The 21,009-nt window shown below is 67.8% G+C and carries 18 protein-coding genes; 8 read left to right on the top strand and 10 right to left on the bottom strand.

Annotated features, from left to right (window positions below; genetic code table 11):
- Positions 1 to 198 precede the first annotated feature (198 nt).
- A complete protein-coding gene (locus HALKA_RS0104080; protein ID WP_015761640.1) occupies positions 199 to 510 on the bottom strand; it encodes a non-histone chromosomal MC1 family protein in 312 nt (103 codons plus the stop codon).
- A 224-nt stretch (positions 511 to 734) separates the two neighbouring features.
- Here HALKA_RS0104080 and HALKA_RS0104085 point away from each other — a divergent pair, with 224 nt between their 5' ends.
- Both HALKA_RS0104085 and HALKA_RS0104090 read left to right on the top strand, forming a co-directional pair.
- Entirely contained in the window at positions 735 to 932 is a 198-nt protein-coding gene (locus tag HALKA_RS0104085; RefSeq protein ID WP_015761641.1) for a hypothetical protein, read from the top strand.
- Positions 933 to 988: 56 nt separating this feature from the next.
- Positions 989 to 2,041: a quinone-dependent dihydroorotate dehydrogenase gene (locus HALKA_RS0104090; RefSeq protein WP_018256787.1), complete on the top strand. Its 1,053-nt coding sequence runs from the start codon at positions 989 to 991 to the stop codon at positions 2,039 to 2,041.
- A gap of 103 nt (positions 2,042 to 2,144) precedes the next feature.
- On the opposite strand, the gene pheT is transcribed toward HALKA_RS0104090, so the two are convergent.
- The 7 genes from pheT to HALKA_RS0104125 form a co-directional block, all read right to left on the bottom strand.
- Positions 2,145 to 3,956 carry a phenylalanine--tRNA ligase subunit beta gene (gene pheT, locus HALKA_RS0104095; protein ID WP_018256788.1) on the bottom strand — a complete coding sequence of 604 codons (1,812 nt, stop codon included), beginning with the start codon at positions 3,954 to 3,956 and terminating at the stop codon, positions 2,145 to 2,147.
- Positions 3,956 to 5,464: a phenylalanine--tRNA ligase subunit alpha gene (gene pheS / locus HALKA_RS0104100; protein WP_018256789.1), complete on the bottom strand. Its 1,509-nt coding sequence runs from the start codon at positions 5,462 to 5,464 to the stop codon at positions 3,956 to 3,958. The genes pheT and pheS overlap by 1 nt, the downstream gene beginning before the upstream one ends.
- A gap of 235 nt (positions 5,465 to 5,699) precedes the next feature.
- Complete coding sequence (locus HALKA_RS0104105; RefSeq protein WP_018256790.1) at positions 5,700 to 7,322, bottom strand: tryptophan--tRNA ligase; 1,623 nt, start codon at positions 7,320 to 7,322, stop codon at positions 5,700 to 5,702.
- Positions 7,323 to 7,401: 79 nt separating this feature from the next.
- Entirely contained in the window at positions 7,402 to 8,412 is a 1,011-nt protein-coding gene (endA, locus tag HALKA_RS0104110) for a tRNA-intron lyase (protein WP_018256791.1), read from the bottom strand.
- Between the two features lie 57 nt (positions 8,413 to 8,469).
- Complete coding sequence (locus tag HALKA_RS0104115; protein WP_018256792.1) at positions 8,470 to 9,237, bottom strand: topoisomerase DNA-binding C4 zinc finger domain-containing protein; 768 nt, start codon at positions 9,235 to 9,237, stop codon at positions 8,470 to 8,472.
- Positions 9,238 to 9,338: 101 nt separating this feature from the next.
- The gene (locus tag HALKA_RS0104120; RefSeq protein ID WP_018256793.1) at positions 9,339 to 9,620 is read right to left on the bottom strand and encodes a DUF8028 family protein; all 282 of its coding nucleotides are present in this window, start codon (positions 9,618 to 9,620) and stop codon (positions 9,339 to 9,341) included.
- 140 nt (positions 9,621 to 9,760) lie between these two features.
- The gene (locus HALKA_RS0104125; RefSeq protein WP_155119357.1) at positions 9,761 to 10,015 is read right to left on the bottom strand and encodes a DUF8028 family protein; all 255 of its coding nucleotides are present in this window, start codon (positions 10,013 to 10,015) and stop codon (positions 9,761 to 9,763) included.
- A 274-nt stretch (positions 10,016 to 10,289) separates the two neighbouring features.
- Here HALKA_RS0104125 and HALKA_RS0104130 point away from each other — a divergent pair, with 274 nt between their 5' ends.
- The gene (locus HALKA_RS0104130) at positions 10,290 to 10,934 is read left to right on the top strand and encodes an HAD family hydrolase (protein ID WP_018256795.1); all 645 of its coding nucleotides are present in this window, start codon (positions 10,290 to 10,292) and stop codon (positions 10,932 to 10,934) included.
- A 3-nt stretch (positions 10,935 to 10,937) separates the two neighbouring features.
- Here HALKA_RS0104130 and HALKA_RS0104135 read toward each other — a convergent pair whose 3' ends face one another.
- Complete coding sequence (locus tag HALKA_RS0104135) at positions 10,938 to 13,322, bottom strand: DEAD/DEAH box helicase (protein WP_018256796.1); 2,385 nt, start codon at positions 13,320 to 13,322, stop codon at positions 10,938 to 10,940.
- Between the two features lie 144 nt (positions 13,323 to 13,466).
- On the opposite strand from HALKA_RS0104135, the gene lipA reads away from it, so the two are divergent.
- Positions 13,467 to 14,390, top strand: a complete 924-nt coding sequence (gene lipA, locus HALKA_RS0104140; RefSeq protein ID WP_018256797.1) for a lipoyl synthase — start codon at positions 13,467 to 13,469, stop codon at positions 14,388 to 14,390.
- Between the two features lie 50 nt (positions 14,391 to 14,440).
- On the opposite strand, the gene HALKA_RS19915 is transcribed toward lipA, so the two are convergent.
- Entirely contained in the window at positions 14,441 to 16,078 is a 1,638-nt protein-coding gene (locus HALKA_RS19915) for a cellulase family glycosylhydrolase (protein ID WP_018256798.1), read from the bottom strand.
- A gap of 196 nt (positions 16,079 to 16,274) precedes the next feature.
- Between HALKA_RS19915 and HALKA_RS0104150 the strand changes: the two genes are divergently transcribed.
- From HALKA_RS0104150 to HALKA_RS0104165, 4 genes are all read left to right on the top strand, one after another.
- Positions 16,275 to 16,907, top strand: a complete 633-nt coding sequence (locus tag HALKA_RS0104150; protein ID WP_018256799.1) for a DUF8054 domain-containing protein — start codon at positions 16,275 to 16,277, stop codon at positions 16,905 to 16,907.
- 131 nt (positions 16,908 to 17,038) lie between these two features.
- Positions 17,039 to 18,145 carry a pyruvate dehydrogenase (acetyl-transferring) E1 component subunit alpha gene (pdhA, locus tag HALKA_RS0104155; RefSeq protein WP_026190142.1) on the top strand — a complete coding sequence of 369 codons (1,107 nt, stop codon included), beginning with the start codon at positions 17,039 to 17,041 and terminating at the stop codon, positions 18,143 to 18,145.
- A complete protein-coding gene (locus HALKA_RS0104160; protein WP_018256801.1) occupies positions 18,142 to 19,125 on the top strand; it encodes an alpha-ketoacid dehydrogenase subunit beta in 984 nt (327 codons plus the stop codon). The genes pdhA and HALKA_RS0104160 overlap by 4 nt, the downstream gene beginning before the upstream one ends.
- A gap of 3 nt (positions 19,126 to 19,128) precedes the next feature.
- A complete protein-coding gene (locus HALKA_RS0104165) occupies positions 19,129 to 20,784 on the top strand; it encodes a dihydrolipoamide acetyltransferase family protein (protein WP_018256802.1) in 1,656 nt (551 codons plus the stop codon).
- Positions 20,785 to 21,009: the final 225 nt, after the last annotated feature.

Raw genomic sequence — 21,009 nt, forward strand, 5'->3', positions numbered from 1 at the left:
CCCTCATCACGGACGACGGAACGCACCAGAGACGGACGGCAAACTGTGTGAGTATCGCGCGGCTGGAGGTCAGCCGGTCATTCCGTGCAGCGTGCGTCGGTCGGGCCGAGTGTGGCCGCGCACGTGTACGTGAGCGCCCGGGTTGTAAATGTCTCTCGACATGGAACGATCGGCGCAAAAATAGCGGGGCTCGAACGGCTAGATCTCGTCGAGGTGCTCTACGCCCTCTTTGGAGACGTTCCCCTTCGTGATGTCACCCGGCATCCAGCCGGGCTTGTCGTCGGGAGCCTCCTCTTCCCAGGCCCATCCCTCGTAGATGTGGACCTTGTGGGTTCCCTTCTCGCGGAGCCGAATCTCTTCGGGATCTGCGTCGTCTTCGCTGTCGGCGGGATCGAGACGCCGGGCGGCCTTCAGTGCCGCCTGACGTGGTGTTCCACCCGAAAAGACGCTCGTTTCGTCACCGTCCTGTGTTCGGAGCGCAAAATTGCGCTTGTCCTTGTCGCGTGCCATGGTTCTCACCGTTCCATGTCAATTGAACACATGGCTCAACATAAATATACCCCCAAATCGACCGCTCCCGCCACGGTACATTTATATGTGATAACGAACAGAGCCCCGAAGCCGGGTACAGAAGCGGCCGTGTCCCGTGCTCGCGCGCGGTGACGCGTGAACGATACGCCTCGCACGGTAGACTTAAGTATATCCTACGGCGATGCACGGAGTAGGATAGCGCGATGGTGCGAAAAAAGAAGCTCAGCCCAAGTGGCGCCAAAGACGACGATGGCGAGTACCACAACGTTCACATCAACATCCACGAGGACGAACTCGCAGTCGCTGGGATGGAGATCGGTGACGAAGTGTTCGTCCGCGTCCGAGACAACAAGATCATCATTCAGAAAGCAGACCCAGAGGACGTCGAACACGAGTTTTAGCAGCACCATCACGGCGGATCGCGGTCCACCTGAATCGCGACTGCCAGACGAGACACATGAACCCCTACGACATCGCACGACCGCTGTTGTTTCAGTTGCCGGCAGAGACCGCCCACCGAACGGTACACCGACTGCTCGAAGTGGCCGACGAGACGCCTGTGACGGAGTTGCTCGAACGACGGTACCGGGTCGACGACGACAGACTCGCCATCGAGGCGTTCGGCCAGCGGTTCGACAGTCCGGTGGGTGTCGCGGCGGGATTCGACAAGAACGCCGAGGTCCCCGGTGCGCTCGGTGCGCTGGGCTTTGGCTTCGTCGAGGTCGGGGGCGTCACGGCCGAGCCACAGACCGGGAACCCCCGCCCGCGGATGTTCCGTCTGCGCGAAGACGAGGCGATCATCAACAGGATGGGGTTGAACAACCACGGCGCAGACGCCGTCGGCGAGCGGCTGGCGGCGACAGACGCCGCGGTGCCCGTCGGCGTCAACATCGCCAAGAGCGAGCACGTCGGCACCGACGACGCACCGGACGACTACCGCTACACCTACGAGCGGGTGGCCGACGGCGGCGATTTCTTCGTCGTCAACGTCTCCTGTCCGAACTCACAGGGGTTCGAAGAGCTCCAGAACAGGGAGTCGATGGCGGCGATTCTCGGGGAGCTGAAAGACGCCGGCGCGGCTCCGATACTGGTCAAACTCGCGCCCGACCTTCCGGAGCCGGCGATCGAGGACGCGCTGGCGATCGTTCGCGAACTGGATCTCGACGGCGTCGTGGCGACCAACACCGCCACCGAGCGGCCCGCGTCTCTACAGAGCAGGCACCGCGTCGAGACCGGTGGCCTCTCGGGCAAGCCCATCGAGGACCGGGCGACGCGAATGGTCAGGTTCGTCGCCGAGCGCGTCGACGTACCGGTCGTCGGCGTCGGCGGCGTCTCCAGCGCGGAGGGTGCCTATCGGAAGATACGGGCCGGCGCGACGCTGGTCGAGCTGTACACGGCGCTGGTCTACGAGGGACCGACGCTGGCCCGAGAGATCAACGAGGGGCTGGTGGCGCTGCTCGAAGCGGACGGGTTCGAGACGATCGAGGACGCCGTCGGCGCTGATCTGTAGAGTATAGTCGGAGCGGGCAGCCAAGTTTTGCCGTCGGCTCACTCTGCTGCTCACGGCTCGTTCCTCACCGTTCGACTTCGAGGCCCGCCGAGAGCGCGCCTCGCTACTCCAGAGCGTCCAGACGGAACTCGAAGCCGGCCACCGGTACTTCGAGGTCGTGTTCGACGAGCACGGCCGGGTCGATCTCACCGACGACGCCAACGGCCTCGCCGTCGAGTTCGACCGCCGCGGTCCGGCCGTCGATGAACGTCGGGTGGTCGATCGGCGGCGTCGCGAGTTCTGTGTCGAAGTTGGCGGCGATGGCCTGCAGGCGCGTCTTGGCGTCCTCGTAGGAGGCGTCGTGACGCGCGACCGCGGCCGCGACCGTGCGGTGCTCGGCGACGTTGGTGTTGGTCGACTCGTCGACCTCGGCAGCGAGACCGATCTCTGCGAGGTCCTGTGGGTACGAACGGTGCGTGTTGTTTTCGAGGACGAGCATGACGGAGGGCAGCGCCCACGACCGCAACATGGTGTAGTCCTCGCTGTAGGGCTCCTGGATCGTCACGGGATCGCCGCCGCCGACGACGTCGCTCCCGGGCGTCACCTGCAGGCGCTCGTAGTTCGCTTCCTCGCTGATCATGTAGAAGTTCAGCAGGTCCTCGAAGCCCAGACCGACCAGCACGTCTCGGGTCGCCCGTTCGAGCTTCGAGCGGTCGTGACGGCCCCCGACTGTCGACACGTCGGGGTACCGCGGCTCCAGCGTGTTGAAGCCGTAGGCTCGACCGAGGTCGTCGATCACGTCGATCGGGTGGAGCACGTCGACGCGGTAGGGCGGGATCTCGAACTCGTAGACGCCGTCGGTGTCGGTCTCGCTGGCGTCGAGACCGGCCCGGTCGGCGAGATCGCCGATCTCGCGCTTGTCGAGGTCGACGCCCAGAATCGCCTCGATGCGGTCGTGGGCCACGGTCTTGGTCTTGGTCCCGAGATCCGGGCGGAGGAACGACTGACCCGCGTACTCGCCGGGCGCGCCGTCCGCGTACTCGACGGCGACCTCCTCGACGGTGCCGCCGCGAGCGTCGAGCGCGTAACAGACGATCGACAGCATGTGGTCGATCGTCCACTGGTCGGTGCCGGTCATCTCGATGAAGAGGTCCCGCGAGCCGGTGTCGACTTCGGTCCGCTTGCCGTTGATGACCGGCGGGAACGAGAACAGCCCGATCGAGTCGTAGATCGCCGGGACGCGATCCATCTCGGCGACGAGATCGGCGTACTCGACGCCGATGTGGTGGGCGTCGGTCACCTCGGCGGGGGTCATCGCACGGTCGCCTTCGAGGGGGACGAACTCCTCGCTGTCGGGGTCGATGCCCGTGTAAGTGATCGTCTTCGTGGCCGAGTCGGCGTCAGCACCCTCGCCGGTCGCGTCGGCGTCCGGGCGGGCGAGATCGTCGACCGCCTCGTCCTGGGGCGGTGCAGCGGTGACGTTCGCCGCGCCGCCCTTCAGCATCGTCAGGTCGTGGACGCCGATCGCGCCCTTGGCGCGCTTGCGTCCCATCGTGGCGTGGAGCTTCTCCTGAAGCTGGATCAGCGAGTCCAGCGACGACTCGTCGAGGTCCAGCCCGCGGACGATCGCGCCGGTGACATAGGGACGTTCCGGCGGCGTGTCTTCGACCTCGATCGTCCACTCGGCGTCGTTGGTGCTCGGGACGTACACGCCGCGGTCGTCGCCGTAGTCGTAGCGCAGCGAGCGGGCGATCCCCTCGACGGAGAGTCTGTCCAGCCGGTCGGGGGCGAACTCCAGTTCGAAGTGGCCCTCGTCGGTCTCGCCCTCGTACTCCAGGCCCAGCGAGAACAGGTCGTCTCGGAGTTCGGCGTCGCTCTTGTCGCCGTGGCCGGTCAGTTCGCGCAGTTCGTCGGGGTCGATGTCGACAGTTGGCATCAGTAGAGCACCTCCTCGGATCGCAGGAAGTCGAGATCGACGAGCGTCCCGTGGACGTCTCGGATGTCCTCGGCACCGGTCACGAGCATCAGCAGCCGTTCCAGGGCCAGCCCCCAGGCCATCACGTCACAGTCGACGCCGAGCGGTTCGAGCATCTCCGGGCGGAAGATGCCGGAGTTGCCGATCTCGATCAGTTCGCCGGTCTCGGGGTGGCGACCGAACAGCTCGAAGCTCGGTTCGGTGTAGGGGTTGTAGTGGGGCTTGAACTGGATGTCGCTGATCCCGAACTGCTCGTAGAACTCGGTGAACGTCCCCATCAGGTCCCGGACCGACAGCTCCTCGGCCATCACCCACCCCTCGATCTGGAAGAACTCCAGCAGGTGGGTCGCGTCCAGCGTGTCGTTGCGGTAGACCTTCTCGATGGAGAAGAACCGCTGGGGCGGCTCCAGCTCGCCGAGCGCTTCGCCAGAGAGGTGACGTGCAGTCAGAGACGTGGTGTGACCCCGCAGGGCCAGGGCCTTGGCGAAGTCCAGATCCCACGGCGAGTGGTACCCCTCGCCGTCGGGACCGACGCCCTCGCGGTGGGCCGACTCGACGCGCTCGACGAGGGCCGCCGGCAGCTCGTCGATCTGTGCCGGCTGCTCCAGCGCGAAGCGGTCCCAGTGGTTGCGCGCGGGGTGGTCCTGTGGCATGAACAGGCAGTCGTTGATCCAGAAGTCCGCGTCGACCGTCGGGCCCTGCATCTCCTGAAAGCCCATGCCGACGAGCGTGTCTGTGACGTTCTCGGCCTGCCGGCGGAGGACGTGGGTCTTGCCGGTCCGGACCTCGTCGGCGTCGGCCTCGACGTTGTACTCGGCGAACTCCACGTCACGCCACTCCCCGGAAGTCAGCAGCTCCGGGGTGACCTGTCCGACCGTTTCCGCGACTTCGACGCCGGCCATCAGCGTCGTCACGCCGTCGTCGGTGAGCCGCGCGGAGCGGACCGTGGTCTCGGAGATCTCGACCAGTCCGCGGCGGTCGAGCTGTGCGAGCACGTCCTCGTCGGCGACCGACTCGCCGTCCGCCAGCGCGGCCAGCGCCGCGGCCTCCGGATCGCTGTCGGGATCGGCCTCGGGGTCGGCCGACACGGCACCGCTGTCGATCTGGCCGTACCCCTTGCGCGCGAAGTTCGACAGCGCGATGTCGACGGCCGCGCCGTCGAGGCCGGCCGCGCCGATGACCGGTCCCATCTCCGCGGGCTCGTCGTCCGCACCGGCGTCGATCGCACCGCGGTAGAAGCGGACTTCCGGGAGCCCCTCGTCGAGGTACGCACGGCCTTCGTCGGTCAGTGTGGCGGACTCGACGGTCTCCTCGGTGAGTGCGAGCAGTCCCTCGTCTTCGAGTGCGAAGGCGGCACCGGTCGCCGTCTCCGGTTTCAGGCCGGCCTCGTCGGCCAGCGCGTCGATACGTCTGGCGTCGTCTGCGTCGGCGGCCTCCAGCAGGGCCACCTGCGCGTGTGGTAGTCGCATGTTCGTTGTCGGATACACGGCGGGTTCGTCAGTTAACGGTTCTCACTTGCCGCGAACGGTTTCGTCGAGGCTCGCCGCTCGATGTGCCCCGAATCCGCCGCTCAAGGCGGCAAAGAGAAAGCCGAGTCCCGAACGCGTCACTGGCTGGTGATCGGAACGTCGGAACCGAGATCCGGGCAGCGTATGCGGGGTGTTACCGTGGCTGGCGAAAAGCGTTGTGGAGCGTGACGGGCGGTCAGCGCTTGCGATCGCTGTCGAGGTCGATGTCGAGCTCGTCGAGTTTCGCTTCCCACTCGGCGCGTTTCTCCTGGTGGTCTTCGAGGAACGACTCCATCAGTTCGGCGGCCTGCTCTTTGCAGCCCCCACAGAGCCGTTCGCCCCCGACACACTCGTCGTAGACCTCCTTGGCGAACTCGTCGTCGTCACCGGCGAGCAGGTAGGCGTACAGCTCGTAGACCGGACATTCGTCGGCCTTGCCGCCCTTCTCGCGCTGTTCCTCGGCGGTCGATCGGCCGCCGGTCGTCGCCGACTTCACCTTGTCGTAGCCGTCTTCGGGGTCGTCCAGCAGCGAGATGTGTGAGGCGGGAATCGAGGAGGACATCTTGCCGCCGGTCAGCCCCGTCATGAAGCGGTGGTAGATCGAGGACGGTGCGCGAAAGCCGTAGCCGCCGTGGTCGATCGCGATCTCGCGGGCCAGTTCCGTGGCGGCCTCGCGGTCCATGTCGAAGGCGTCGACGTGCTCGTCGTAGACGCGCTTCTCGCCCTCGACCGCCTCGATCAGCGCCTCGAAGGCCTCGTCGGTGGCGTTGCGATCGAGGAAGCGAGTCCGGGGGCGGAGCGGTTCCTTGCCCGCTGCCCGGAGCTTCTCGACGGTGCGCTGGCGCACGTCGTCGGGCGCGATCTCGGCCTCGATCCAGTCGGCGGCCGCTTCACAGCGGACGCGCTCGTCGGCCGAACGGTCGGCCTGCAGGGCCTCGTGGGCGGCACCGAGCAGCTCCCGCTCGGCGTCGTCGACCTCGAAGCTCGCGTACGCGCGAGTGACGCCGAAATAGCCCATCCGGGCCGCGAGGTCGCGGGCGAGTCGCATGTGTGGGTCCTGGTCGGGACCGACCGGGATCACCGTCGGCTTCGGCCCGTCGAGTTGCGGGTAGAGGATGTCGGCCATCTGGGTGACGACCGACTGCATGTGACTCACGTCGGTCTCGCCGTCGAAGTCGTAGATCGCCTGGAGCTCCGAGAAGTTCGCCTCGGCACCGAGTTCGAAGGCGAGATCCTGTACGTCGCGGTTCTCGGACTGGCGGTACAGCTCTCCGTCCTCGGGATCGAAGCCCAGCGCCAGCAGCGAGAGAACGTAGTTCGTCGCGTGCTCGTCGATCTCCGCCCAGGTCAGGCCGCGGGCGCTGTGGGCCTCCAGGTCGGCGATCAGGCCGTAGGCGTCGCCGCCCCGCTCCTGGTGCCAGATGATCTCGTCGAAGACGAGTTTGTGACCGATGTGAGGGTCGCCCGTCGGCATGAACCCCGACAGCGCGGCGAACGGTTCGCCCTCGCGCATCGCGCGAGCCACGGGGCGGTAGTCGCGGTGACCGAAGATGACGCCCCGTCGCATCAGGTAGTGGGGCTCCGGGACCTCGGGCAGGACCTCGTCGAAGGACTCGATGCCGAACTGGTCGAACAGCTTCCGGTAGTCCGAGACCGTCGAGGAGCCCCACGGATCGAGAGCGACAGCGTCGGGGCCGTCCGCCTCCGTTCCACCGTCCGTTCGGACGGGGGTCCCCGAGCGCTCGCGCCAGTCCGAACCCGACGCGGCGCTGTGGTCGTCGGGCGATCCCTCGTCGCGGGTGCGATCTGGGTCACTCATGGTGGAACTGACTGGCGCGAGCCAATCTATTCATGCGTAGGCAGTCGTCGGCGCAAAAAGGGTTCGTTTCGGGCCGCAGTCAGGGCGTCAGCCGCTCGACGGCCAGCCAGTCGATCCCCTCGCCGCCGACGAACGCGTAGGCCATCGTCTTGCGCACGCCGTGGGCCAGGCGCACGTCCAGTGCGAGGTCTCGGGGCTCGAAGACGTGGCCGGCGTCGAACGCCCGCACGAGCAGTTCGGAGTGGCCCAGGTCCGCGACGCTCTCGACGGCGGCGTAGGTCCGGAAGTCAGCGCCGAACTTGAAGCCGGTTTTAAGGGCGATCCCCTGCTCTCGAAGCCGTTCGTACACCGCGAGCCGGCGGTCGAACCGATCGCCCTCGACGGCGCGACCGCGTTCGATCACCGCGTCGGCATCGCCCTCGACGTGGAGGGTGCCCGCCCCGGCGAGGTACGCGGCCTCGACCAGCGAGAGCTGGATCGCCTGCGCGTCCTGCTCGTCGAGCGGTTGCCCGTAGAAGGCCGCTTCGTACAGCTCTTCGGGCGGGTCCCAGCAGACGACCCGGTCTGCGAGCAGGTCGCCGTCGGTGTCGGGGACGGACGATCGGCTCGTTCCGGTCACGTCCGGACGGTGGGTCTCGAAGTAGCTGATCTCGCTCTCCTCGTCGACGACGGCCAGCGCACACGCCCCCAGATCGGCTGCCGGGACCGTCTCGCGCTCGCTGACGACCCGGATCCGGTGGGCGACCGCGTCGTCCCATGGCCCCTTGCCCCGCGGATAGACGACGAAGTCACAGCCGTCGGGGTCCGTGACGCGCTCCGAGCGGGCCGGCGAGCAGTAGAACCCCCGGTCGCGCAGGTCCTTGTAGACGAAGAAGTCGACCTCCGACAGCAACGCGGAGTTCAGTAGCTCCCGAAGTCCCATCCCGTCGACACCGTCGAGGTCACCGCGATACAGCAGGTGTGCCGCCTCGACGGGTGCCAGTTCGAGCTTCCCGGCGTCGACCGGCCGACCGTACCCGCTGGAGTCGTAGAACTGCTCGCGGGCCCGCTTGCCGGCCCGGACGACCCCATCGGAGAGCGTCGCGTCCATACTCCTGCCTGCGCGTGGGCGAGTAAAGCCCCTGCGGGTCGTATCGGAGACGGAGCGTCAGGGCCCGGAGTACGTCGCCGCCTCGCTCACCTGCGCCTGCGAGCACGTCGCGTCGAGACAGCGACGGCCCCCGGCGGTCTCGAACAGCGGGAGCCCGCAGGCACAGGTGTCGACGACCACACCGGTGGGGATGGCGAAAGCGGCCTCGCAGTCGGGGTGGTGCTCGCAGCCGGCGAACAGCCCGCCCTTCCGGACGATGCGGAGGTCGCCGTCACACTCCGGACACGCCCACTCGCGGTCGAAGGCGTCGGTGACGCGGTCGTCCAGCGATTCACACTCTCGGTCCAGACACAGTTCGAACGCTCGGCCCCGTTCGGTGCGGATGGTGGGGAGGCGACAGTCCCGGCAGCGGCCGCCGGTGATCGTCGCGTCCGCGGGGAGGCCGTAGCGCTCCGCACAGTCCGAGCACCGGACCGCGCCGTTCGACCGGACCAGCGTGCCCGCACACCCCGGGCAGTCGCCGACGGGGATGCCGGCCTCCGAGACCGGGTAGCTGGCGCTGCCGTGCTCGTCGTGGGTGACGACGCGCAGGAGGTCGTCGCCGTCGCGGGCGACCACGGTCCCGCCATCGATGGTGACGCTGTCGGGCCGCGTGAGCCACGCGACCGGCTGGTAGCCGTCGGCGTCGTGGACGAGAACGGTGTTGTCGGGTTTGACCACCACGAGGACCTCGCCGCGTTGCTCGCGGGTCCGCTGGGTCTGTGCGCCGGTCGTCTCGAACAGCGTGGTACAGTCGCCGGCCAGCACGCGAGTGTCGTCGTGCATGGGCGGGGCTGGTCGCGTCTCGGTACTTGAACGCTCGGACGGGCAGCAGGGACCACGAGGGGAGGAAAGCGGGACCGCGGGGAGTCGGGCGGCCGGCGGGATCAGTCGTCCTGGCCGTGTCCCCGGCCGAGACGGAGAGCGGCGACGTGGAGCGCGAGCGCCGCCGCGAGGAGGAACAGCTCCTGTCCGCCGAGTCCACCGAACATGAGGGCGGGGTAGACCAGCGGGAGCGCCACAGCGGTCCAGAACGCCGTCGCTTCGACGGGACGGAAGGCGAGCGTTCGGATGGACTGTGCGTCGAGGGCGACCGTGTCGGAGTCGAAGGGCGGTGCGATGGACATTGGAGCGTTCTCCTCGCTCGTCGCTATGTCCGACACCGGCATATAACGGGCCGACGGTTGGGTAGAGTTTAGCTCGTTTCAGCGGAGGTAGTCGGTATTTTACACCGCCGCGGCGGTGTTTCACGCGTTTCGAGACCGATCGAGAGCGACGGAGAAAATTTATCGGCGCTGTTAACACTGTATCAGCCGTTCGGATCGTAGCCACTGCCGGCGAGGACCGCGAGCACGTGCGCGACGAGCAGCGCCGACACGGCGAGAGTGGCCCAGTGACCGTCGACGAACAGGAGCGGAACGTAGACCACTGGCAGGACGACGGCCAGCCAGAACGCCAGTCGGCGAGCGATCAGGACGGAGCTACGCAGGACCGTCCGCACCCGACAGACGAGCGCGGGTGCGCGGTCGACCCCACGCCGCTCGGTGGTTTCGGGTTCCGACATCGTGGACGAGTACATATTGCCTGTCCAATCATTTAACAGTGAGGTGTGATAGCAATAGGCGTGCAAAAGTGATCGACGCCGTCGAGAGTCGGAAAGTAAATTGCAGTGGCCGAACCAGTGTCGGGCCACCAGACGACCGATACTGCCGGCGATGAGTTCGGGAGGAGAGTCGCCGCCCCGAGGCAGCGAGGCCGTTCACGCCGGCAGCCGGTAGTGGAACGGACACGCAGGCGCGAACGCTACGCATTTGTCACTGCGAGAGAACCGGACGAGCATGGACGCCGCGTGCTTCGACATGGACGGAGTGCTGGTGAACTCGGAGGACTACTGGATCGAACTGGAGCGCGGGGAGATCCTGCCGACGGCGGTCCCCGACCAGGAGGTGCCGGTCGAGGAAGTGACCGGGATCTTCTACGAGGAGCAGTACGACGTGCTCGACGAGAGCTACGACCTGGCCGTCGACTACGAGGCGTTCGTCTCGCTGTACGAGGGAGCGGCCGAGGAGATCTACGGCGAACAGGTCGAACTCACGCCCGGCGTGCGAGCGCTGCTGACGGAGCTGCGCGAGGCCGACGTGCCCGTCGCCATGGTGACGGCCTCGCCGCCCGAGTGGTACGAGATCGTCCTCGAACGGTTCGACCTCGGGGAGCTGTTCGACACCGTCGTCAGCGCCGCGGACCTCGACGGCCCCGGGAAGCCCGAGCCGACGATCTACGAGCGCGCCGCCGCCGAGCTGGGCGTCGATCCAGCGACCGCGCTGGCCGTCGAGGACTCCCACCACGGGACGACCGCGGCCCACCGCGCGGGGATGACCGTCGTCAGCTTCGGCGTCGGGGCGGCCGCGGGCGCGACCGAGAACGCCGACCTCGTCGCCGAGACGCCCGCCGAGATGGCCGAGATCGTCCGATCTCGACTCTGAGCGTCATCGTTCGACACTGACGGTCCGGGACTCCCTGACCGGCGGGATCGGCAACTCGGGGAAGGTGACCTCGATCGCGAAGGTGAGTTCGTCGGCGTCACCGCCGAACGCGGCGACCGGGACCGTCGCCTGACCGAGGTACGACGGTTTGGTGGTCATCTCGTGGCCGTTGACAGTCACGCGGATGCCGGCGCGGGCGCTGCCGGCGACCGAGCGGACCGTCACCTCGTGGAGTTCGCGCTCCCCGGCCGCGATCTGGTCCGGGAACTCGCCCCACTCGACGACGACGTTTGGCAGGTCGGTCGCGTTGTCGCGGACGCGCTCGGCGACGCTCTCGGAGAGCCCGGCCGCGACGAGTCCGGCGACGCCAGCGTCGACGACGTCTGCCGGCGTGCGAAAGCCCTCGGCGGCGAGCGTGCGCGCCCGTCCGGGGCCGACCCCGTCGATCGCCGTGAGGCCCGCCGCGTCCGCGCTGACGCCGTTCTCGACGCGCGCCTCGACGCGGCGTGCGAGGTTGGCGGCGCGACCGCCCGCGAAGCGGTCGAGGAAGGCCCGCAGCGCGGCGAGCATGCGGAGCGCGTTCTGCTTGATGACCCAGGCGTCGCTCTGGAGCTCTGACGGCGTCGTTCCGGACATCGAGGAGCGGAGGATCGCCAGCACCTTCCGCTGGCCGGCGGTCAGCTCCTCGCCCCGTGAGCCGATCACCGCCGCGACGGCGTCTTCCTCGTCGCTGCGGGCGCTGACGCTGTCGAACTCCGTCGCACCGGCGACCGTCGAGAGGATCGCGTCCTCGTCGAAGCCGTCCGGGTCGGCCGCCGCACGGTCGGCGCAGTCCTTGAACCGACGGGCCGTCGCCAGCCGGAGGTAGAACTTCGAGGCCAGTCGACCGAGCGGGGTCCCCTCGACCGAGAGGTCGTCCATCTCGACGAAGCCGTCGGCGACGAGGTCTCCGAGCGTGTCTGAGACCCGCTCGCGGAGGTCGGTGCCGGCGGTGTACCGCTCGGGAGCGCGCTGGGCGCGCCGGTAGTAGAACGTGGTTTCGAGCCAGTCCATCACGTCCTCGATGTCGCCCAGCGTCCCCAGCGCGATCTCGGCGTTGAGGTGTGCGTCCAGATCGTCGGCGAGTCTGGACTCGATCTCTTTGCCCTCCCGCAGGAGGGTGCGGTACTTGTCGGCGTCGGCCCGATCACAGACGATCCAGGCGTAGCCCATGTCGTCGTACCCCGGCCGACCCGCGCGCCCGAGCATCTGGAGCACGTCCAGCGGGCTCATGTCGACCTCGCCCTCCAGGGGGTCGTGGAGCTTCGTGTCCCGAATGACGACACAGCGGGCCGGGAGGTTCACGCCCCAGGCGAGCGTCGAGGTCGAGAACAGCAGCTGGATGAGCCCCCGTTTGAACCACTCCTCGACGCGGTCCTTGTCCTCGCGCGATAGACCGGCGTGGTGGAAGCCGACGCCGTCCAGCACCGACTGGCGGAGCGTGTCGTTGTCCAGTTCCGCCGCTTCAGTATGAAAATCGTACTCCCCGCGGGCCCCCATCGGCACGTCGCGCTCGACGATCTCGTCGCGGGCCTTCTTCGCGGCCTGGACGGTGTCCTGTCGCGAGGAGACGAACACGAGGGCCTGGCCCTCCTCGCGGATGTGTGGCTCGGCCAGATCCAGCGCCCGGTAGAGCCGCCGGTACTTGTCGGCGAAGGCGTTCTCGCCGTGGCTGTAGGTCTTCACGTCGGCGTTGAGCGGTACCGGCCGGTAGTCGTCGCCGAACTGAAAGGTCGTCTCGCTGGGCGCGTCGAGCCACGCCGCCACGTCGTCGACGTTCTCCATCGTCGCCGACAGCGCGACGACGCGGGGATCACACAGTCGACGGAGCCGCGAGACGGTCACCTCCAGTACCGACCCCCGTCGGTCCGAGTCCAGCAGGTGGACCTCGTCGATGAGACAGCAGTCCACGTCCGTGATGAACTCGTAGCGCCGGGAGTCGTGCTTGCGAGTGGCCGAGTCGGCCTTCTCCGGGGTCATCACGAGGATGTCGGCCCGCTCCGCTCGGCGGGGGTTGAGGTCGCGCTCGCCGGTGACGACGTACACCGAATACCCCAGGTCCTCGAAGCGCTCCCACTCGCTCTCTTTCTCGTTCGTCAGCGCTCGCAGCGGGGCCAGAAAGAGCGCGGTCCCGCCCGCCTGCAGGGTCTTGCAGATCGCGATCTCGGCCAGCGCGGTCTTGCCGCTGGCGGTGGGCGCGCTGACGACGACGTTGTCGTCGCGATTCAGGAGCGCCGGGAGCGTCTCCGACTGCATCCGGTTGAACTCCTCGAACGGAAAGGCGTCGGCGAAATCCGGGAGCACGTCCGCGACCGCGACGGCTGGCTCCCCGTCGGCGCTCGGTGACACGTCAGATGGCGGGGGCCGTGTGCTCAAAGGCGTTTCCATACTCGTGATCGCGGTGACCCACTCGGTCCCCGCTCGGTGCCCGGGAGCGACGCGAGTGGACGGTCGTTCCGTACGTTTTTGCCCGCCCGTGCCTAATTTCCGTCAATGAGTCGCGCCCGCAAGCCCGACTGGCTCAAGAGCCGGCCGCCGTCGGGACAGCGTTTCACGGAGATCAAACAGTCGCTGCGCGAGCGGGACCTCCACACAGTCTGTGAGGAGGCCAACTGTCCGAACGTGGGCGAGTGCTGGAGTGGCGAGGACGGGCCGGGGACGGCGACGTTCATGCTGATGGGCGATCGCTGTTCGCGCGGCTGTAACTTCTGTGACGTGGAGACCGGCGGGATGGAGCCGCTCGATCCCGACGAGCCCGAAAACGTCGCCGACGCGGTCGCGGACATCGGACTGGACTACGTCGTGCTCACGAGCGTCGACCGCGACGACCTGCCCGACCAGGGCGCGGGCCACTTCGCCGAGACGATCCGGGCGATCAAAGAGCGTGACCCGTCGATTCTCGTCGAGTGTCTGATTCCGGACTTCCGGGGCGAGGAGCGGCTCGTCGAGCAGATAATCGACGCCGGCCCGGACGTGATCGCCCACAACGTCGAGACCGTCCAGCGCCTCCAGTGGCCCGTGCGAGACCGCCGGGCCGGCTACGAGCAGTCGCTGTCGGTGCTGGGCCAGGTCGACCGGGAGTCGGACATCTACACGAAGACGAGCCTGATGCTCGGCGTCGGCGAGTACGCCCACGAGATCTACCAGACGCTCTCGGACCTGCGGGAAGTGGGGGTCGACGTGGTGACGCTGGGCCAGTACCTCCAGCCCTCCCGCTCGCACCTGGAGGTCTCGGAGTACGTCCACCCCGACGCGTTCGACACCTGGCGACGGGTCGCCGAGGAGGAACTGGAGTTTGCCTACTGCGCCTCGGGACCGATGGTCCGCTCGTCCTATCGCGCCGGCGAGCTGTTCGTCGAAGCGGTGCTGGAAGGCAACGATCCCGCGATCGCACGGCGGCGAGTGCGGGACCAGTAGGCAGCACACCGGCCGGCAGACGAACCCCGTCCGGTCCGGTGACCGGGCGATCAGCTGTCGCGGATCTTCTCGCGGACCCAGACGCCGGACTCCTTGAGACTCTCTTTGGTCCACGGACCGCTGGGGAGCGAGCCTTCTTTCCACGCCGCGCCGGACCGCTTGTCGTCGGAGTAGTTCCAGTTGGTCCAGCTAACGTCGTACTCGTCCATGATATCGAGGAACCGCTGGGCCGACTCGAAGTCGTTGTCGCCGTCGCCGGTGTACTCCTGTGCGCCCCACTCCGAGACGAAGACCGGCAGGCGCTTGGCCGCCCATTCGAGTTCGTCGCGGTAGGACTGGCCGTGTGAGGCCGCGTAGAAGTGGAAGGTGTACATGAAGTTCTCGGCCTCGACGGGGTCGTCGACGATGTCCTGGGCGCTGGCACCGTCGGAGACGCCCAGCGACGCCCAGCCGTGAGTGCCACACATGACGACCGCGTCGGCGTCGTACTCGCGGATCACGGGTACCATCTCCTCGGCGTAGCTCCGGACGCGTGACCACTCGACATCGTTTGGTTCGTTGGCGATGTCGTACAAGACGTTGTCCTTGTCGGCGTGTTCCGGGACCACGTCGTCGAAGAACTGCTTGGCGAGGTCGATGTTTGCCCACGGATCGCCCGGAGAGAGCTGGTGCCAGTCGATCAGCGCGTACATGCCCCGATCGGTCGCTTCCTCGACGAAGCGATTGACCTCCTGGGTGAACCCCTCAGGGTCGGTCTCGTAGCCGCCTTCCTGGACGTACATCGAGATCCGCAGGACATCGGCGTTCCAGTCGTCGGCCAGCGCGTCGAGTCCGTCGTCGGTGATGCAGTCGTCCCAGCCGTACCACTGGATGCCGTGCGTGCTCATTCCCCGTAGCTGGACGGGATCACCCTGTTCGTCGACGAGCTGGGTGTCGTCGACCCGGAGCTGGCCGTGGCGCTTGATCGGCGTGGTCTCGTTGGTGTCCTCGGAGACAGAGACGGTCTGGGTCGTGGTCGCGGTCCCACCGTCGTCGTCCGTGACCGTCAGTTCGACCGGGTAGTCGCCCGCCGTCTCGTAGACGTGGGTCGCGGTCTCGCCCATCGCCGTCTCCCCGCCACCGAAGTCCCACTCGTAGCTGACGATCGAACCGTCCGGGTCAGAGGCGCTCGCGCCGACGGTGAACTCCTGACCCGGCCGGATTTCGGAGGGGTATCCAAACGACACCGAGGGCGGGGTGTTCGGGTCCTCGGCACACGGCCCGACTTCGGTCCACGGTCCCCAGTCGCTGACGCCTGGCTCGTCGCCACTGGTCCACCACGACGCCTCCCAGAGGCTGCCGTCGTGAACCGCCTGAGTGCCGCTCTGGTACGTGACACTGGCGTCCCACGATGCGACAGCCGTACAGTCCGGGCCGCCGGACGTACCGTCGTCCGGCGTTCCGTCGTCGCTCCCCCCACAGGAGCCGACTGTGGTCCAGACGGACGCGCTGGTCGAAGGCTCGGTCCCCTTGGTCCACCACTCGGCGGTCCAGAGCGTGCCGTCGTAGCGCACGCGGTCACCACCGGTGTAGGTCGCGCTGTCGTCCCACTCGGGGACGCCGGTGCAGTCTGTGGCCGATGCGAACCCGGAGACACCGGCGAAGCCGGCAAGTCCAGGGATCGTCTTGAGAAGATTGCGTCGTTTCATGGTTCGAATCCGGTGACATCCAGCCCCAACACCCACGTGGCCGACACACTGGTGCCGGCCGAGCGGCCAGTGTGTCAGTCCGACACATAATTTCTACGGCGAAAGCTTCTGCGATTTTCTGTCGCAGTCGTTCACTCATGCGGGAGAGGTTCGTAAATAGAAGCGGGCGACTCGTCGCCTCGACCGAGGACGGTCGGTGGTCACACCGTCGACGCCGGAATCGGTTCGGACGGCAGGGCGGCGCGCACGGCACTGCCGGCACACGATTTATTGTCCGTCACTGCGATGGGAGAGCATCGACAGACAAGGCCCGCGAGACCGACCGGACGAGATCCCGACCGTCGAGTCACTGCTTCGCTCGGCAGGCGTCCTCGAACCGACGGCCGACGGCACCGACCTCCGGCTCGCCGAAGGGTTCGCCGAGGCCTGGCACGAGCGGATGGATCAGATGCGCGGGGGCGACCGGGCGCTGCGCTGGCTGGCAGCCAGCGAGGGGCTCGACGCCGACGCCCTCGACGTGACCGAGGCGGACGATCGGTACGTCGTCGCGCACGGAGACGAAACGGTGGGCGCGTGGCACTCCAGAGCGGGGTTTCTCGCCGCGATCGTCGCCGAACCGACGATCAGAGAGTGGGTCGACGCGGCCCGACTGGCACGGCTCCCGGACGCGCCCCGCGAAGAGCTGGCAGCGCGACTCGTCATGTGTCTCGAACGGTGTCCGACGTGTGACTCGGCGCTCGCCTTCGAAGACCGCCGCGACGGCGAGAGCGGCGTCGCCCTCCGGTGTCGCGGCTGTGGGGCGACAGTCGCGGTCAGTTCGATCGCGTGAGGAGGCACGCCGGGATAGTACCCACGTAGGAATTACCTTCGGTAATGCCACCGAGAGAGATATTCGTCCGCACAAACCATAAGCCGACCCCGCGACAACGTGTATCGTATGTCACACGGAAGGTGGTCCCACTGAGCGTCCTCCATCGCGACCCGACAGACCAGGTACAGGTACTCGACGAGAACGGCGAGGTGCGGGACGGCGCGACGGTTCCCGACCTCGCGGACGAGGAACTCGTCGCGATCTACCGCGAGATGAAGCTGGCTCGTCACTTCGACCAGCGGGCGGTGAGCCTCCAGCGACAGGGTCGGATGGGGACGTACCCGCCGATGGCCGGCCAGGAGGGCGCACAGGTCGCGAGCGCCCACGCGCTGTCCGACGGTGACTGGGTGTTTCCGAGCTACCGGGAACACGCCGCGCTGCACGCACACGGGTGGCCGCTCGACCAGATCCTCCTGTACTGGATGGGATCGGAGGCCGGTAGCGACCCGCCGGACGGCGTCGCCGCGTTCACGCTGGCCGTCCCGATCGCGACGCAGATCCCCCACGCAACGGGCGCGTCGTGGGCCGGGAAGCTACGGGGGCAAGACGAGGTCCACCTGGCGTACTTCGGCGACGGCGCGACCAGCGAGGGAGACTTCCACGAGGGACTGAACTTCGCCGGCGTGTTCGACACCCCGACGGTGTTTTTCTGTAACAACAACCAGTGGGCCATCTCGGTCCCCCGAGAGCGCCAGACCGCCAGCGCGACGCTGGCCCAGAAGGCCAGCGCCTACGGCTTCGAGGGGATCCAGGTCGACGGGATGGACCCGCTGGCCGTCTATCAGGTCACCAGCGAAGCCGTCGAGAAGGCCCGAGATCCGACCGGCGAGGACCCGCGCCCGACCATGATCGAGGCGGTCCAGTACCGCTTTGGCGCACACACGACCGCCGACGATCCCTCCGTCTACCGGAGCGACGAGGAAGTCGAGCGCTGGCGGCGCAAAGATCCGATCCCGCGCATGGAGGCGTTCCTGCGGGATCGCGGACTCCTCGACGACGAGTCCGTCGAGGCCATCGAGTCGTCGATCGCCGACGAGGTCGCCGACGCCATCGAGACGGCCGAGAGCTACGAGCGGCCAGCGCCCGAAGAGATGTTCGCACACGTCTACGCCGAGATGCCACAGCGGCTGCGAGACCAGCTCGACTACCTCGAAGCGCTGCGCGATCGCCACGGCGACGAGGTGTTGCTGGAATGAGCACCGACACGCAGGACCTGACCCTCGTCCAGTCGGTCCGGGACGGGCTCTACGGCGAGATGGACCGCGACGAGGCCGTGCTCGTGCTGGGCGAGGACGTGGGCGAGAACGGCGGCGTCTTCCGGGCCACACAGGGCCTGATCGAGGAGTTCCCCGACCGCGTGATCGACACGCCGCTGGCCGAGGCGGGCATCGTCGGCACCGCCATCGGCATGGCCGCCCACGGCCTGCGCCCGGTCCCGGAGATGCAGTTCTCCGGGTTCATGTACCCGGCCTTCGACCAGCTGGTGTCTCACGCCGCCCGCCTGCGGACCCGCAGCCGCGGGCGCTTCACCTGTCCGATGGTCGTCCGCGCGCCCTACGGCGGCGGCATCCGCGCGCCCGAGCACCACTCCGAGTCGAAGGAGGCCTTCTACGCTCACGAACCCGGTCTGAAGGTCGTCGTCCCCTCGACACCCGCCGACGCCAAGGGGCTGCTCGCGGCGTCGATCCGCGATCCCGACCCCGTCGTCTTCCTCGAACCGAAGCTGATCTACCGGGCCTTCCGCGAGCCCGTCGACGCCGAGTGCTACACCGTCCCGCTTGGCGAGGCCGCCGTTCGCCGCGAGGGGTCGGACGTGACCGTCGTCACGTGGGGCGCGATGACGCGCCCGACCGTCGAGGCGGCCGAGGAGCTCGCCCCCGAGGTCGACGCCGAGGTGATCGATCTGCGGACCCTCTCGCCGATGGACACCGAGACCGTCGTCGAGAGCTTCAAGCGGACCGGTCGGGCCGTCGTCGTCCACGAGGCCCCCAAGACGGGCGGGCTGGCCGGCGAGGTGATCGCGACGATCCAGGAGGAGGCGCTGCTCTACCAGGAGGCCCCCGTCCAGCGCGTGACCGGCTTCGACACGCCGTTCCCGCTGTACGCCCTGGAGGACTACTACCTCCCCGAACCCGCCCGGATCAAAGACGGTATCACAGACGCCTGTGAGTTCTAATTCATGTTCGAGTTCGAACTCCCCGACCTCGGGGAAGGCGTCGCCGAGGGGGAGATCCTCGCGTGGCACGTCGAGCCGGGCGACCGCGTCGAAGAGGATCAGGTACTCGCGGAGGTAGAGACCGACAAGGCCGCCGTCGACGTGCCCTCGCCGGTCGCTGGCGTCGTCCGCGAACTGCACTACGAGCCCGGCGATATGGTCGAGACCGGTGCCGTCGTCGTGTCGATCGCGACGGACGAGGCCGACGACGGGACAGACGGGGAAGCGGCGGCGACGGCGGCCGACGAGCCGTCGGACAGCGAGCCGTCAGCCACGGGCGGGCGCGTGTTCGCGCCGCCGAACGTCCGTCGGCTCGCCCGCGAACTGGGCGTCGAGATCACTGCCGTCGACGGCAGCGGCCCGAGCGGCCGGGTCACCGAGAGCGACGTGCGAGCGGCCGGCGAAGACGCGGCGTCCGCGGACGACGCAGGGATCGAATCCGCCGTCAGCCGCGTCGACGACGGTGACGGCGGCGACGGCGTGAAGTCGGCCGTCAGCCGTGTCGACGACGGTGACGGCAGCGGCGTGAAGTCGGCCGTCAGACGGGTCGACGACGGCGACGAGGCCGACGACGAGCCAGCCGTGAAGTCGGCCGTTTCCGCGGTCGGCAGCGACGCCGAGCGGGACCGCACGCTCGCGACACCGGCGACCCGCACGCTCGCGAGCGACCTCGGGGTCGACATCGACGCCGTCCCGACCGACGAGAGCCGCGACGGCGAGCCCTACGTCGACGAGGCGGCGGTCCGGGCCTTCGCCGCGTCGGCCGACGAGACCGAGCGAGAGCGAGCCGCTGGGTCCACGGGACGGGACGGGGAGCCGTCGACCGCGGACGGTGCGAGCGGTGAAGCCGCGAGCGCCGAGGGCCACCGCCGCGAACCGTACCAGGGAGTCCGGCGGACGATCGGCCAGCGGATGGCCGAGTCCCGCCGGGAGATCCCACACGCGACCCACCACGACCGGGCCGTCGCCGAGGGACTGGTCGACGCCCGCGAGCGCCTCGAACCGCTGGCCGAGGAGCGCGGCGTGGACCTGACCTACACCCCGCTGCTGCTGAAGTGCGTGGCCGCGGCGCTCCGGGAGCATCCGATCCTGAACAGCGAACTCGACGCGGAAGCCGAGGAGATCGTCTACCACGACCGAGTCGACCTCGGCGTCGCCGCGGCGACCGACCACGGGCTCGTCGTCCCCGTCGTCGAGCGCGTCGACGAGAAGGGACTGCTGGCCATCGCCCGCGAGGTAAACGACCTCGTCGCCCGCGCACGCGACCGCGACCTCGCCCGCGAGGAGATGCAGGGCGGGACCTTCACCGTCACCAACTTCGGCGCGATCGGCGGCGAGTACGCCGATCCGATCATCAACGCACCCCAGACGGCGATTCTCGGAACGGGCGCGCTGAAGCAGCGGCCGGTCGCAGAGGACGGGGAGACGCGAGCACAGCGAGGGTCTCCGAACGGCGAGCGGGGACCACAGCGACCCGCGAGCGGCGAGGTCGTCGCGAAGCCGACCCTGCCGCTGTCGCTCGCGATCGACCACCGCGTGATCGACGGGGCCGACGCCGCCCGCTTCGTCAACACGCTCAAGGAGTACCTCGCCGAGCCCAGTCTGCTGTTGCTGGAGTGAAGACAATTCGATCGGCGGACTCTCTCAGAGTCTCTGTCTGCTCGCGCGCATTTCGAGTCTTCGAGAGATGGAACCTTCGCAAACGTAGACCTCAAGACGAGATACGACGCATCTCTTCGATATAACATCAACAAGAGTATCGACTTTAGCTGGTAAATAGAGCGATAAATCGCTATTTTTTATTATTTGTCGTATTACATGCTGGGAACAGAATAATCGGAAATA

Origin of the sequence: Halomicrobium katesii DSM 19301, from assembly GCF_000379085.1 — an archaeon.
Classification (GTDB): domain Archaea; phylum Halobacteriota; class Halobacteria; order Halobacteriales; family Haloarculaceae; genus Halomicrobium; species Halomicrobium katesii.

Coding starts and splice junctions, on each gene's coding strand:
- HALKA_RS0104080 (WP_015761640.1), bottom strand. CDS start 510: ATGGCACGCGACAAGGACAAGCGCAATTTTGCGCTCCGAACACAGGAC.
- HALKA_RS0104085 (WP_015761641.1), top strand. CDS start 735: ATGGTGCGAAAAAAGAAGCTCAGCCCAAGTGGCGCCAAAGACGACGAT.
- HALKA_RS0104090 (WP_018256787.1), top strand. CDS start 989: ATGAACCCCTACGACATCGCACGACCGCTGTTGTTTCAGTTGCCGGCA.
- pheT (WP_018256788.1), bottom strand. CDS start 3,956: ATGCCAACTGTCGACATCGACCCCGACGAACTGCGCGAACTGACCGGC.
- pheS (WP_018256789.1), bottom strand. CDS start 5,464: ATGCGACTACCACACGCGCAGGTGGCCCTGCTGGAGGCCGCCGACGCA.
- HALKA_RS0104105 (WP_018256790.1), bottom strand. CDS start 7,322: ATGAGTGACCCAGATCGCACCCGCGACGAGGGATCGCCCGACGACCAC.
- endA (WP_018256791.1), bottom strand. CDS start 8,412: ATGGACGCGACGCTCTCCGATGGGGTCGTCCGGGCCGGCAAGCGGGCC.
- HALKA_RS0104115 (WP_018256792.1), bottom strand. CDS start 9,237: ATGCACGACGACACTCGCGTGCTGGCCGGCGACTGTACCACGCTGTTC.
- HALKA_RS0104120 (WP_018256793.1), bottom strand. CDS start 9,620: ATGCCGGTGTCGGACATAGCGACGAGCGAGGAGAACGCTCCAATGTCC.
- HALKA_RS0104125 (WP_155119357.1), bottom strand. CDS start 10,015: ATGTCGGAACCCGAAACCACCGAGCGGCGTGGGGTCGACCGCGCACCC.
- HALKA_RS0104130 (WP_018256795.1), top strand. CDS start 10,290: ATGGACGCCGCGTGCTTCGACATGGACGGAGTGCTGGTGAACTCGGAG.
- lipA (WP_018256797.1), top strand. CDS start 13,467: ATGAGTCGCGCCCGCAAGCCCGACTGGCTCAAGAGCCGGCCGCCGTCG.
- HALKA_RS19915 (WP_018256798.1), bottom strand. CDS start 16,078: ATGAAACGACGCAATCTTCTCAAGACGATCCCTGGACTTGCCGGCTTC.
- HALKA_RS0104160 (WP_018256801.1), top strand. CDS start 18,142: ATGAGCACCGACACGCAGGACCTGACCCTCGTCCAGTCGGTCCGGGAC.
- HALKA_RS0104165 (WP_018256802.1), top strand. CDS start 19,129: ATGTTCGAGTTCGAACTCCCCGACCTCGGGGAAGGCGTCGCCGAGGGG.